A 12,691-nucleotide genomic window follows, 5' to 3' on the forward strand; every position below is an offset into this window, starting at 1 on the left:
CGCCGCCGGCGGACTCCCCGAAGGGTCGGCCGGGACATGCGAAGGCAGCAAGCCCGTGGGGATTTCTCACTCACGACCCTCCAGCACCCAAAACGGCGACACTGGCCCGACGCCCGCGCCGAGCGGGTAGCTCTCCGCCACGCACCGCTCGATGAACTTCTTCCCCGCCGCCACGGCGTCCGGCACCGAGGCGCCCTTCGCCAGCGACGCCGTGATCGCCGACGCCATCGTGTCGCCGCCGCCGTGGGTGTTGTTCGTCTCGTACCGCGGGCCGCTCAGCGAGATGAACGAACTGCCGTCCGACAGCAGGTCCACGCAGTCCGATGTGCCCTGCATGTGGCCGCCCTTGACGAGGACCCACTGAGACCCGAACTCCAGCAGAGCCTCGGCCGCCGCGCGTTGGGAAGCAGCGTCGGAAACCGAAATCCCCGTCAGCAGGCCGACTTCGTCCAGGTTCGGCGTGATGAGCGTCGCGCGGGGGAACAGCTCCGTGCGGATCGCCTCCAGGGCGTCCTCCCGCAGCAGCGCGTGGCCGGTCATCGACGCCGCCACCGGGTCGACCACCAGCGGGAAGTCCAGGCCCAGCTCGGCCAGCGTCTTGGCCACCGCGCGGATGATCTCGGCCGTCGCCAGCATCCCGGTCTTGGCCGCGTGCACGCCCATGTCGGACGCCACCGCCTTGATCTGCGCGGTGACGACGTCCGCCGGGATCTCCGTGAAACCCTGCACGCCCAACGAGTTCTGCACCGTGACGGCCGTCAGCGCGACGAGCCCGTGGACGCCGTTCGCGAAGAACGTGCGCAGGTCCGCCTGGATGCCCGCACCGCCGCCGGAGTCGGAGCCGGCGATGGTGAGGGCGGTCCGTGGAATCACGGCTGCACCACGGGCAGGTAGACCTTGTTCCCCGAGTCCGAGAACTCGGCAGACTTCTCCGCCATGCCGGCCTCGATGGCCTCCACAGTGGACAAACCGTGCTCCTCGGCGTACTTGCGGACGTCCTGCGTGATCCGCATCGAGCAGAATTTCGGCCCGCACATCGAGCAGAAGTGCGCGGTCTTGGCGGCTTCCACGGGCAGCGTCTCGTCGTGGAACGACCGCGCGGTGTCCGGGTCGAGCGACAGGTTGAACTGGTCGTTCCAGCGGAACTCGAAGCGTGCCTTCGACAGCTCGTCGTCCCACTCCTGCGCGTACGGGTGCCCCTTGGCGAGGTCCGCGGCGTGCGCGGCGATCTTGTACGTGATCACGCCGGTCTTGACGTCGTCGCGGTTCGGCAGGCCGAGGTGCTCCTTCGGCGTCACGTAACAGAGCATCGCCGTGCCGTACCAGCCGATCTGCGCCGCGCCGATGGCCGACGTGATGTGGTCGTAGCCCGGCGCGATGTCCGTCGCGAGTGGACCGAGGGTGTAGAACGGCGCCTCGCCGCAGAGCTTTTCCTCCAGCTCCACGTTCTCCTTGATCTTGTGCATCGGCACGTGGCCGGGGCCTTCGATCATCACCTGGACGTCGTGCGAGCGCGCGATGTGCGTCAGCTCGCCGAGGGTTTCCAGCTCGGCGAACTGGGCGCGGTCGTTGGCGTCGGCGATCGAGCCGGGGCGCAGGCCGTCACCGAGGGAGAACGTGACGTCGTACTGCCGCAGGATCTCGCAGAGTTCCTCGAAATGCGTGTACAGGAAGGACTCCTGGTGGTGCGCGAGGCACCACGCGGCCATGATCGACCCACCGCGACTGACGATTCCCGTGACGCGTCGCGCGGTCAGCGGGATGTAGCGCAGCAGCACGCCGGCGTGCACGGTGACGTAGTCGACCCCTTGCTCGCACTGCTCGATGATCGTGTCGCGGTAGATCTCCCACGACAGCTTTTCCGGTTCCCCGTCGACCTTTTCCAATGCCTGGTAGATCGGTACGGTGCCGACCGGGACCGGCGAGTTGCGGATGATCCACTCGCGCGTCTCGTGGATCCGCTTGCCGGTGGAGAGGTCCATGATCGTGTCGGCGCCCCAGCGGGTCGCCCACACCATCTTGTCGACCTCTTCCTCGACCGATGACCAGACGGCCGAGTTGCCCATGTTGGCGTTGATCTTCACCAGGAAGTTCTTGCCGATGATCATCGGCTCGGACTCGGGGTGGCGGCGGTTGGCCGGGATCACCGCGCGGCCACTGGCGACCTCCGCGCGCACGAACTCCGGCGAAACCCGTTCGCGGGCGGCGATGTACTCCATTTCCCGCGTGATGACGCCCTGCTTGGCCCACCCGAGCTGGGTGTTGTGCTCACGCCCGTCGGCCCAACCCGTGCGCAGCCGATGCAGTCCACTGTGGACGTCGATCTCGGCTTCCGGGTCGGTGTACGGGCCCGAAGTGTCGTAGACGTCGAAGTGTTCGCCGTTGGAAAGGTCGATCCGGCGCGCGGGAACACGCAATCCGGATTCGGTCCGGTGGTAGACCTTGTGCGAGCCGGTGATCGGCCCGGTCGTTACGGAGACGTCCTTCTTTTGGACAGCAGAGTCGAGCGTCGTCAACGACTTTCACTCCCTACGCCGGCATTACCCGGTCAGGTTCATGCGGTCGGTGACACCTGGGAAAGATCCCGAGTCGCCCTCTCAGCCCGCCATGGCGCGAGCTCCCGCGTTGGTGTTGTGCCACCGACCATGCCACGCCGGCGCGCGATACTCAAGTCAGGTCACCTCACCCGACGAGTTCGGCCGGTGTCGCGTAGACGTCGACCATGGCTCCGTTGCGCAGCACGGTGATCGGCAGTGCGGTGCCGATCACTTCCGCGAACAGCTGGCGCTGGATGCCTTGGGCGTCGGAGACGCGGGTGCGCCCGACGGTCAGCACGAGGTCGCCGGCGCGCAGCCCGGCGCGGTCGGCGGGCCCGCCCGCGACCACCTCGCGCACCCGCAGGCCGGCGCTCTGCCCGGTGCGCTCGGCGACGTCGTCCGGCAGCGGTGCGGGCACGCCGACGACGCCGAGGTACGCGCGCCGCACCCGGCCCTCGACGACGAGCGTGTCGATGATCCGCCGCGTCGTCGCGTTGATCGGCACCGCGAGCCCGAGCCCGACGCCGGCGACCGCGGTGTTGATGCCGACCACCCGGCCGGCGGAGTCGGCGAGCGCGCCGCCCGAGTTGCCCGGGTTGAGCGCCGCGTCGGTCTGGATGACGTCCTCGATCACCCGGGCGGTGCGCCCCTGCCGCACCGGGAGCGCCCGGCCGAGCGCGCTGACGACGCCCGCGGTGACGGTGCCGGAGAAGCCGAGCGGGCTCCCGATGGCCACGACGAGCTGCCCGACGACGAGCTCGTCGGCGTCGCCCAGCCGAGCGGCCGACGGCGTCTCGCCGCGCGCCCGCAGCACGGCGAGATCGGACAGCGGATCGGCGCCGACGACGTCGAAGGGCACCTCGCTGCCGTCCGCGAAGGTCGCGACGCCGCGCCGGTGGTCGGTGACGACGTGGGCGTTGGTGAGCAGGTGGCCGTCGTCGGCGAAGACGACCGCCGAGCCGCTGCCGCGCGCGAGCTGAACCCCGGCGACGTGCGGGGTGACGGTCTTCGCGACCGTGCTGACGGCGCGCGAGTAGGCGTCCATCGCCTCGTCCATGGGAGCACCTCGATTACACCGTTGCAGGTACTACAAGTGTGCGCTCGAAGGCCGCGGAAGTCCGTTCGCTGGTGGTGAACTCAGCCCTCGAGGGCGACGGTGACGCCGAAGCCGATCAGCAGCCCGCCCGAGGTGCGCTCGAGCCACCGCTTGACGTTCTCGCGACGCAGCCACTGCCCGAGCCGCGTGACGAGCAGGGCGAGCGTCGAGTACCAGACGAGGTCGGCGACGATCCAGGCCGCGACGCAGACCAGCAGCGCGCCGGCGCCCGCGTGGGCCGGGACGAACTGCGGCAGGAACGACAGCGCGAACACGCCCGCCTTGGGGTTGCCGATGTTCGTGAGGAGCCCGGACCGGAAGCCCGCGCCGGGCCGGATCTCCTTCTCCGCACCCGAACCGCGGAAGAACAGCGCCTTGATCCCCAGGTAGACCAGGAAGATCGCGCCCGCGAAGCGCAGGATGTCGTACGCCGTCTGGGAAGCGGCGAGCAACGCGGTCAGGCCGAACACCGCGGCGAGCCCCCAGAACGCGACGCCGAACTCGATGCCGGCGATCGTCGCGAAGGCGTTGCGCTTCGAGCCGCGGGCCGCCTGCTTGATCAGCATGACCGTCGCGGGCCCGGGGACCATCGCGATGAGGAACGCGGCGGGGAGGAACGCGAGCAGGTTCGGCATCACCCGATCGTCGCGGCGCCGGACACGGTGGGCAAGCGGATTACCGGACCAGTGACGGTCGGTGGTTCACCGGATCGGACCATGCGCCGGTGAAGAATCGGCGAGACACTTCCAGGCGCTTCTGTAACGGTGCAGAAGCGACTTTCTGTGGGGTTGATATGCGCAAACTCATGTTCGGCGCCCTCGCCGGGCTGCTGGTCACCGGCCTGATCCCGGGGATCGCGGCGGCCCGGGGAGAGGCTCCCGGCGCCCCGGGCGCCCATCCCAGCTGGCTGCCCGCGAACAAGACCGGCTTCGGCACGGCTCACGACCGCTCCAGCAACGTCTGGTTCACCCTCCAGGGCGGCCAGATGTCCGAGGTCTACTACCCGGACCTGTCGACGCCGAGCGTCCGGTCGATGAACTTCGTCGTCACGGACGGCCGCAGCTTCGCCGTCACCGACTACTCGGCGAAGTCCCAGCAGGTCCGGCGGACCGACGACGACAGTTTGGTTTACGAGCAGACCATCACCGACGACCAGCACCGCTGGCGCCTGCGCAAGACCTACGTCACCGACCCGGCCGCCACGACGGTGCTGGTGGACGTCGACTTCCAGTCGCTCACCGGGCGCCCGTACCAGCTCTACGCGGTCGCCGACCCGGACCTCACCAACGACGGCTCCGACGACTCGGCCGCGCGCAAGGGTGACGCCGTCACCGCGCAGGACGCGACCAACGCCGCCGCGTTGACCGCGAAGCCCGCGTTCACGAAGACGAGCGTCGGCTACGCGGGCGCGTCCGACGGGAACACGCAGCTCACGAAGACCTTCAAGCTGAACTCCTACGACACCGCCGCGAAGGGCAACGTCCTGCTGACCGGGCAGACGAGCGCCGACGGCGTCCGGAACCGGCACGTCACCCTCGCCCTCGGCATGGGCGCGAAGGCCGCAGACGCGCTCGGCAGCGCGCAGGCGTCGCAGCGACGCGGCGTCCGCGACATCACCCGCGCGTACGACCGCGGCTGGGAGCAGTACCTGCGCGGGGTGAGCAAGCCGCCGTCGTCGCTGAAGACCGACGCCGAGCGCGACCTTTACCAGGCGTCGATGCTGACGCTCGCCGCGAGCGAGGACAAGCACCACCCGGGCGCCTTCATCGCGTCGCCGAGCATGCCGTGGCGCTTCGGGAACAACGACCCGGAGTGGTCGCCGTCCGGCACCTACCACCTGGTCTGGCCGCGTGACCTCTACCAGATCGCGACCGGCCTGGCCGCCGGCGGCGACAAGGGCGCCGCGAACCGCGCCGTGAGCTACATGTTCGGCACGCAGCAGCAGGCCGACGGGCACATGCCGCAGAACAGCCGGGTCGACGGCGTGCCGTACTGGACGTCGATCCAGCTCGACGAAACCGCTTTCCCGATCGTGCTGGCCCAGCAGCTCGGCCGGACCGACCTGTGGCCCGGCGTCCGGAAGGCCGCCGACTTCATCCTCGGTTACGTGGGCCCGAACGGGCAGCCTGCGCCGTACACCCAGCAGGAGCGCTGGGAGGAGCAGGACGGCTGGTCGCCCTCGACCATCGCGTCGGTGATCGCCGGGCTCGTCTGCGCCGCGGATCTGGCTTCGCACAACGGAGCTCCGGCGGACGCCGCCCGGTACCTCGCGGCGGCCGACAAGATGAAGGCCGACCTGCCGAAGCAGACGATCACCACGAACGGGCCGCTGTCGAAGGACCCGTACTTCGTCCGGCTCACCAAGGACGCGAACGCCAACGCCGGCACGACGTACAACCTCGGCAACTCGAGCGTCACGATGGACCAGCGCGCGGTCACCGACGCGGGCTTCCTCGACCTGGTCCGGCTCGGTATCTACCGGGCCGACGACCCGGTGATCCGCAACAGCATCAGGGTCACCGACAAGGACATCGCCTTCACCACGCCGACGGGCCAGTTCTGGCACCGCTACACGAAGGACGGTTACGGCGAGCAGGCCGACGGTGCGCCGTGGGACTACACGTTCCCGGCCGAGAGCCGCACGACGTTCGGGCGGCTGTGGCCGCTGCTCGCCGGCGAGCGCGGCGAGTACGAGCTGACGCTCGGCGACCCGTCGTCGGCCGCGCGGCGGCTGCGTGACCTCGGCCGGGTGAGCAGCTCGGCGGAGACCATGCCGGAGCAGGTGTGGGACGAGAACCCGCCGTCGGGCCAGCCGGGCTTCCCGACCGGCACGCCGAACACGTCGGCGACCCCGCTGGCCTGGACGCACGCGCAGTACGTCCGGCTCGCGCAGGACGTCAAGGCGGGCTCGACGCTGGAGACGCCGCAGGTGGTCCGCTGCCACTTCCTCGGCTGCTGAAACCCGTCGTGAGTGAGAAACAGTGTTCTAACCCTGTTTCTCACTCACGACGGGGCGGGTCAGAGGACGGCGCCGTCGTCTTCGGGGGTCTTCGGGGGCAGCCACGAGTTGCCCGGGACGCCCCACTTGTTGGACTTCAGCATCTTCTTCGCCGCGCGCGCGTGCCGCCCCATCAGGCGGTCGAGGTAGATGAAGCCGTCCAGGTGATCGGTTTCGTGCTGCAGGCAGCGCGCGAAGTAGCCGGTGCCCTCGACCTCGATCGGGTTGCCTTCGACGTCGAAGCCGGTCACCTTCGCCCACTTCGCGCGGCCCGTCGGGTACGACTCGCCGGGCGCCGACAGGCAGCCCTCCCAGTCGTCGTCCGGGTCCGGCATGGTCTCCGGGATCTCCGACGTCTCGAGCTTCGGGTTCACGACGAGGCCCGTGTGCCGCACGCCTTCGTCGTCCGGGCAGTCGTACACGAACACCCGCAGGTCGAGGCCGATCTGGTTGGCCGCGAGGCCGACGCCCTCGGCGGCGTACATCGTCTCGAACATGTCGTCGGTGAGCGTGCGCAGCTTCTCGTCGAACTCGGTGATCTCCCGAGTCGGCTGGTGCAGCACGGGTTCGCCGGCGATCACGATGGGGTGGATGGTCACGACCACGCAGTTTAGTCGGACCCCTCTGGTAGACCTGCATCAGACCGTGACGCGCCGACGCGGATGCCCACGTCGGCGTGGGCTTCCGTGGTTGAATGACGCCCGCGGAAGAGCTAGGTCTGATTCGCCATGACGCCCGATTGGGAGGGACCCGGATGGACGCCGCGGAGTCGATGGCTGAGCCGCAGCCGTCGCCGCCGAAGCACGTGCCCGGCCTGACCGAACGCGAGGTCGAGATCCTCGCCTTCGAGCGCCAGTGGTGGCGACACGCCGGGGCGAAGGAGAACGCCATCCGCGAGCGCTTCGACTTGTCTGCCACGCGCTACTACCAGCTGCTCAACAAGCTGCTGGAGAAGCCGGAAGCGATCGAAGCCGACCCGATGCTGGTGAAGCGGCTGCGCAAGACGCGCGCCGCCCGGCAACGCAAACGTGGCGCCCGGCGACTGGGGATCGAGCTGAAATGAGCGTGTTTTCGGGAATGTCCCGGCCGATGAAGGCCGCGGGCGTCGCCCTGATCGGGGTGGCCATCATCGCCGCGGTCATCGGCGGCGTGTCCGCGTTGAGCGGCGGCGGGTCGAACGAAGCCGGGCCGAGTGGCACGGCCACCCCGCCGGGTACGTCGGGCGGCACGTCGACGCCGCCCACCACGTCTTCGACACCACCGCCGTCGACCTCGACGAACCCGACGTCGCCCACGCCGCCGTCGCCGACCTCACCGGCGCCCGGCCAGCCGACGTCGGGTCAGCCCGGCCAGCCGGGTGACCAGCAGGCGTCGAACAAGTGGGTCACCGTCCGGGTGTTCAACAACTCGACGATCAAGGGCCTCGCCGCGCGCGCGAAGGACGACTTCGCCGGCGCGGGCTGGAACGTCACCGAGGTCAGCAACTACTCGCAGGGCGTCATCCCGGCGACCACGGCGTACTACCGCCCGGGCACCGACGAGGAAGCCGCGGCCAAGCAGCTCGCGCAGGAGTTCGGCTTCAAGGCCGAGCCCCGCTTCGCCGGTATCCAGGACGCGACGCCGGGCGTGATCGTCATCGTGACGAACAACTACGAGTCGGGCCACAAGGGCAGCTGACGAGCTTCTCCGAAAAGGGGCGCCACCCGCGGGTGGCGCCCCTTTTTTCACTCTCCGGCCTGGGTTTTCGCGTAGGCCTCGAGGGTCGCGAGCTGGGCCGGGTCGAGGCTCGGCCGGACCGTCTTGCGTGCCGCGTCCAGGTGCGCCGCCGTGACTTCGCGGGCCTCCAGGGACTCACGCATCGCCGTCAGCGCCGCCTCGCGGATGAGCGCCGAGCAGTCGGCGGCCGAGTAACCGTCCAGAGTGGACGCGACCTCGGCCAAGTCCACATCGGAGGCCAGCGGCGTGTTCTTCGAGCTGGCCACGAGGATCGCGGCGCGGGCTTCGGCGTCCGGCGGCGGCACGTAGACGCGGCGCTCCAGCCGGCCCGGCCGCAGCAGCGCCGGGTCGACCAGCTCCGGCCGGTTAGTCGCGCCCAGGACGACGACCTCGCGCATCGGCTCGACGCCGTCGAGCTCGGTCAGCAGCGCCGCGACCACGCGGTCGGCGACGCCGGAGTCCGACGACTGGCCGCGGCGCGGGGCGAGCGCGTCGATCTCGTCGAGGAAGATCAGCGACGGCGCGGCCTCGGCGGCCCGGCGGAACAGCTCCCGCACCGCGCGCTCCGATTCGCCGACCCACTTGTCCATCAGCTCGGCGCCCTTGACCGCGAAGACGTTCAGCGCGCCGGTGCCGGCCAGCGCCCGCACGAGGAACGTCTTGCCGCCACCGGGCGGCCCGTAGAGCAGCACGCCCCGCGGCGGTTCGACGCCGAGCCGGGCGAACGAGTCCGGGTACCGCAGCGGCCACAGCACCGCTTCGGTGAGCGACTGCTTGACGTCGACCATGTTCCCGACGTCGTCCAGCGTCAGCCCGCCGGTGGCCAGGTTGTCCGAAGTGGACATCGACACCGGGCGGACGGTGGCCAGCGCGTCCAGGAGGTCCTGCTGCGAAATCCGCGGCTCGTCCGCCTCACGCTGGCGCAGCGCCGCGCGGAGTGCCGCGTCCCGGCGCAGGGCGATCAGGTCCGCGGCGACGAACCCCGGAGTCCGCTCGGCCAGGACGCCGCAGTCGATGCCCGTGTCGAGCGGGACGTCGCGGAGGAGGACGTTCAGCAGCTCGCGCCGCGTCTTCGCGTCCGGCAGCGGGAGGCCGAGCTCGCGGTCCAGCAGGTCGGCGGCGCGCAGCCGCGGGTCGGCGGACTCCGCACGGGCCGTCGTCGCCACGACGGCGAAGCGCTCGCGCCGCAGCGCCGTCCGCAGCTCCTCCAGCACGATGGTGGCGACCGGCGGTGGCGTGGCCGCGGGCAGCAGCGCGTCGACGTCGGTGAGCAGCAGCACCGTGGGGCCCTCCGCCGCGCGGATCGCCTCGCGCAGGCGCGCGACCGCGACGTTCGGGTCCAGGACGGCGAGGTTCGGCGCGGCCACCGGCACCACGCGGATGTCGGATTCGCTCGCGACCGAGCGGACGAGCGTCGCCTTGCCGACGCCCTCGGGGCCGGACAGCAGGACGCCGAGGTGGGCGGGCGCGCCCAGCCGGGCCAGCAGCTCGGGGCGGTGGAACGCCAGGTCGAACCACTCGGCGAGCTTGCGCGCGGTCGCCTCGGCGCCGATGAGGTCGGCCAGCGGCACGACCGGCTCGACGATCTCCTCGAGCACGACCTCGTCTTCGACGATCTCCGCGTCGATCCACTCCTCGGCCGCGGTGACGGCGGAGGTGCGGACGAGCGCGGTCGCCGTCCGGGGTGCGGCGGGCTCCGGCGCCGGCCGCGCGCCGTCGCGCCAGACGACCACTGTGGACGGTCCGACCGCAACGGTGCCGGCCGGCTCGGTCGCGGTGACGGTGAGCAGCTCGTTCGTCCAGGTCGCGCCGATCGCCCGCGACAGCTGGCCGCGCAGGCCGGCCGGGTCGGACCCCGGTGACGGCGCGAGGTCCTGCGGCAGCAGGGAAACGGCGTCGCCGACGGTGAGCACCTTGCCGATGAGGGCGAGCCGCAGCATGTGCGGGCTGACCGAGACGCTGGCCAGCCGTGACCCGGCGACGGTCACCGTCTTGGCCGCGGCGACGTCGGCGGGCGCGACCACGATCTCGGCGCCCTCGGTGACGCCGAGGTTCGACATGGTGACGTCGTCGGTGAGGACGATGCCGGGCACGTCGGCCTCGTCGGTGGGCGCGGCGAGGGCGGCGCTGACCCGGGCGCCGGTGAGGTGCACGGCGTCCCAGGCCCGCAGGCCGAGCGCGTCGAGGACTTCGGGGTGCAGCCGGACGACGCCGCGGCGGGTGTCCAGCGCGGACGGCGTGTGCCGGACGGTCAGCGTGATCTGCGGGTGGCTCACGCCGTTCACCCTAGCGATCCGGCGGCGGCTCAGGAGGCCCTGCGGCTACAACGCCGGGCTGATGCCCCGCGGATCACGCGTGATGCCCCCTCGATCACGCGTGATGCCGCTCGGATCACGCGAGTTCGCCGTACCGGAACGGCGAACTCGCGTACCCGGACGGTCGGCTCGCGTGATCAGGGACCGATCTCGCGTGATTGGGGACGTAACTCGCGTGATTGGAGGGGCATCTCGCGTGATTGGAGGGGCATCACGGTCCCTTACTTGCGGCGCAGGCCGATCTGGCGCCACGAACGGCGCCGCGGGCCTTGACCGTTTTCGCTGCCGCGGGGGGTGCGGACCGTTTCGCGCGGCAACCGGACCGCGCGCATCGCCGCGCCCGCCACCCGGCGGCGCAGCGGGCGGCGCAGGCCCAGGCGGCGCGGGGAGGCCCGGCGGATCGCGCGGCGCTCGCGCGGCGGGACCGTCCAGGCCTCGGGGTGCGCGGCCAGCCAGCGGTGCCGGTAGACCGAGTACGGGATGTGCGCCAGGTACAGGACCATCGCCGCGATCAGCGCGACCAGCGGGAACTGGATGATCGCCGCCGCCAGCAGGGCGACGCCGAGCAGCAGCGGCGCGATCGCCTTGGCCGGTGCCTTGACCGTCTTCAGCGACAGCGTCGGGATACGGCTGATCAGCAGTGCCGCGATGGCGATCGTCCACGCCCACACGACGTACTGCGACGACCACCAGCCGTCGCCCCACTGCAGCTCCGCCACCAGCGGCAGCATCGCCAGCAGACCACCCGCGGGCGCCGGGACGCCGACGAAGAACTCGCTCGCGTACGCCGGCTGCTCGGTGTCGTCCAGCAGGGTGTTGAACCGGGCCAGCCGCAGGATCATGCAGACGGCGAAGATCAGCGAGGCCACCCAGCCGATCCGGTCCGCGCCGGTCTGCCACACGTAGATGACCAGCGCCGGCGCGACGCCGAACGAGATGCCGTCGGCCAGCGAGTCCAGCTCCGCACCCATCTTCGACGTCGCGTCGAGGAGACGGGCGATCCGGCCGTCCAGGCTGTCGAGCACCGCCGCGATGCCGATCGAGGCGATCGCCATCGCGTAGTTCTTCGTCAGCGCGAACTGGACGGCCGACAGGCCCGCGCACAGCGCGAGCACGGTGATGGCGTTCGGCAGCAGCCGGACGCCCGGGGTGGTCACGCGGACCATCGATCAGCCTTTCGCAGGCGCGGCAGGGAGTTCGGCGATCACGGTCTCGCCGCCGACCGTGCGCTGGCCCTTGGCGACCAGCACGCGCGAACCCGGCGGGAGGTAGAGGTCGACCCGCGAGCCGAAGCGGATGATGCCGTAGGTCGAGGCGGCGCCGACCTTGTCGCCCTCGCGGACCTCGCAGAGGATGCGGCGCGCGACCAGCCCGGCGATCTGCACGACGACGAGCTCGTGGCCGTCTTCGGTGCGCATCAGCACGGAGTTGCGTTCGTTGTCGTCGCTCGCCTTGTCCAGGTCGGCGGAGAGGAACTTGCCCGGCCGGTAGGCGACACGCTCGATCACGCCGTTCGCCGGCACGCGCTGGACGTGCACGTCGAACACCGAGAGGAACACCGACACGCGCATCCGCGGCTCGGCAGGCAGGCCGAGCTCGGCGGGCGGGACGGCTTCCTCGATCAGCGAGACGAGACCGTCGGCCGAGGCCAGCGCGACGCCGTCACGCGGCGGCGGGACCCGCTTCGGCTCGCGGAAGAACGCGGCCATCGCCACGGTCGTGAGCGCGCCGAGGACGCCCAGGCGCTTGGAGAACCGGCGCGCGAGCAGTGTCGCGGCGACGCCGCCCGCCACGAACGGGCGGCCGGCCGGGTGCATCGGCGGCAGCGTTTCGCGGGCGAGCTGGAGGGCGTGTGCGACGGGGTTGGCGCCGGGCTCCGGCCGGGTGCCGCTCATGGTCGGGTCCCCTGGTTTCGTGTCGGAAGGAGGCGTCGGCGCCGGGGTCCGGCGGCCGCGTACGGGCGCCCCCACGCTACCGCTGCCCCAGGTGAGGGTCGGCGCGCGCCCCTGGTCGGCTCCCTCGTGAGGGT

Annotated in this window: 11 protein-coding genes and 1 riboswitch; of the genes, 3 read left to right on the forward strand and 8 right to left on the reverse strand. The window is 71.1% G+C overall.

The features are described from left to right. Positions 1-66: 66 nt before the first annotated feature. From thiD to AB0M59_RS51570, 4 genes are all read right to left on the reverse strand, one after another. Positions 67-873 (reverse strand): bifunctional hydroxymethylpyrimidine kinase/phosphomethylpyrimidine kinase, encoded by an 807-nt coding sequence (thiD, locus tag AB0M59_RS51555; RefSeq protein ID WP_364631147.1) that lies wholly within the window; start codon positions 871-873, stop codon positions 67-69. Beyond that, complete coding sequence (gene thiC / locus AB0M59_RS51560; RefSeq protein ID WP_364631150.1) at positions 870-2,516, reverse strand: phosphomethylpyrimidine synthase ThiC; 1,647 nt, start codon at positions 2,514-2,516, stop codon at positions 870-872. Before thiC ends, thiD begins: the two co-directional genes overlap by 4 nt. Further along, positions 2,510-2,634: riboswitch (TPP riboswitch) on the reverse strand. Its footprint overlaps the gene before it by 7 nt. Positions 2,635-2,682: 48 nt before the next feature. Continuing rightward, positions 2,683-3,594 (reverse strand): trypsin-like peptidase domain-containing protein, encoded by a 912-nt coding sequence (locus AB0M59_RS51565; protein WP_364631153.1) that lies wholly within the window; start codon positions 3,592-3,594, stop codon positions 2,683-2,685. 80 nt (positions 3,595-3,674) lie between these two features. Next, positions 3,675-4,268, reverse strand: a complete 594-nt coding sequence (locus tag AB0M59_RS51570) for a LysE family translocator (RefSeq protein WP_364631156.1) — start codon at positions 4,266-4,268, stop codon at positions 3,675-3,677. A 158-nt stretch (positions 4,269-4,426) separates the two neighbouring features. On the opposite strand from AB0M59_RS51570, the gene AB0M59_RS51575 reads away from it, so the two are divergent. Further along, positions 4,427-6,592, forward strand: a complete 2,166-nt coding sequence (locus AB0M59_RS51575) for a glycoside hydrolase family 15 protein (protein WP_364631158.1) — start codon at positions 4,427-4,429, stop codon at positions 6,590-6,592. 59 nt (positions 6,593-6,651) lie between these two features. On the opposite strand, the gene AB0M59_RS51580 is transcribed toward AB0M59_RS51575, so the two are convergent. Further along, a complete protein-coding gene (locus AB0M59_RS51580) occupies positions 6,652-7,230 on the reverse strand; it encodes a peptide deformylase (protein ID WP_364631161.1) in 579 nt (192 codons plus the stop codon). Positions 7,231-7,385: 155 nt separating this feature from the next. Between AB0M59_RS51580 and AB0M59_RS51585 the strand changes: the two genes are divergently transcribed. Both AB0M59_RS51585 and AB0M59_RS51590 read left to right on the forward strand, forming a co-directional pair. After that, positions 7,386-7,694 carry a DUF3263 domain-containing protein gene (locus tag AB0M59_RS51585; protein ID WP_364631164.1) on the forward strand — a complete coding sequence of 103 codons (309 nt, stop codon included), beginning with the start codon at positions 7,386-7,388 and terminating at the stop codon, positions 7,692-7,694. Beyond that, positions 7,691-8,308, forward strand: a complete 618-nt coding sequence (locus tag AB0M59_RS51590) for a LytR C-terminal domain-containing protein (protein ID WP_364631167.1) — start codon at positions 7,691-7,693, stop codon at positions 8,306-8,308. Before AB0M59_RS51585 ends, AB0M59_RS51590 begins: the two co-directional genes overlap by 4 nt. 47 nt (positions 8,309-8,355) lie before the next feature. Here AB0M59_RS51590 and AB0M59_RS51595 read toward each other — a convergent pair whose 3' ends face one another. The 3 genes from AB0M59_RS51595 to AB0M59_RS51605 all read right to left on the reverse strand — a co-directional run bounded on the left by AB0M59_RS51595 (position 8,356) and on the right by AB0M59_RS51605 (position 12,557). Further along, complete coding sequence (locus tag AB0M59_RS51595) at positions 8,356-10,623, reverse strand: AAA family ATPase (RefSeq protein ID WP_364631170.1); 2,268 nt, start codon at positions 10,621-10,623, stop codon at positions 8,356-8,358. Positions 10,624-10,883: 260 nt separating this feature from the next. Next, positions 10,884-11,828 carry a CDP-diacylglycerol--serine O-phosphatidyltransferase gene (pssA, locus tag AB0M59_RS51600; protein ID WP_364631173.1) on the reverse strand — a complete coding sequence of 315 codons (945 nt, stop codon included), beginning with the start codon at positions 11,826-11,828 and terminating at the stop codon, positions 10,884-10,886. Positions 11,829-11,831: 3 nt separating this feature from the next. Then, complete coding sequence (locus AB0M59_RS51605) at positions 11,832-12,557, reverse strand: phosphatidylserine decarboxylase (protein WP_364631176.1); 726 nt, start codon at positions 12,555-12,557, stop codon at positions 11,832-11,834. Positions 12,558-12,691: the final 134 nt, after the last annotated feature.

The organism is Amycolatopsis sp. NPDC051371, assembly GCF_040682155.1.
In the GTDB taxonomy this organism is placed as follows: domain Bacteria; phylum Actinomycetota; class Actinomycetes; order Mycobacteriales; family Pseudonocardiaceae; genus Amycolatopsis.

What these genes read in the sequence shown, in the direction of transcription:
- AB0M59_RS51575 (WP_364631158.1), top strand. Translation starts at nt 4,427, where the DNA reads ATGCGCAAACTCATGTTCGGCGCCCTCGCCGGGCTGCTGGTCACCGGC.
- AB0M59_RS51605 (WP_364631176.1), bottom strand. Translation starts at nt 12,557, where the DNA reads ATGAGCGGCACCCGGCCGGAGCCCGGCGCCAACCCCGTCGCACACGCC.
- pssA (WP_364631173.1), bottom strand. Translation starts at nt 11,828, where the DNA reads ATGGTCCGCGTGACCACCCCGGGCGTCCGGCTGCTGCCGAACGCCATC.
- AB0M59_RS51565 (WP_364631153.1), bottom strand. Translation starts at nt 3,594, where the DNA reads ATGGACGAGGCGATGGACGCCTACTCGCGCGCCGTCAGCACGGTCGCG.
- AB0M59_RS51590 (WP_364631167.1), top strand. Translation starts at nt 7,691, where the DNA reads ATGAGCGTGTTTTCGGGAATGTCCCGGCCGATGAAGGCCGCGGGCGTC.
- AB0M59_RS51585 (WP_364631164.1), top strand. Translation starts at nt 7,386, where the DNA reads ATGGACGCCGCGGAGTCGATGGCTGAGCCGCAGCCGTCGCCGCCGAAG.
- AB0M59_RS51570 (WP_364631156.1), bottom strand. Translation starts at nt 4,268, where the DNA reads ATGCCGAACCTGCTCGCGTTCCTCCCCGCCGCGTTCCTCATCGCGATG.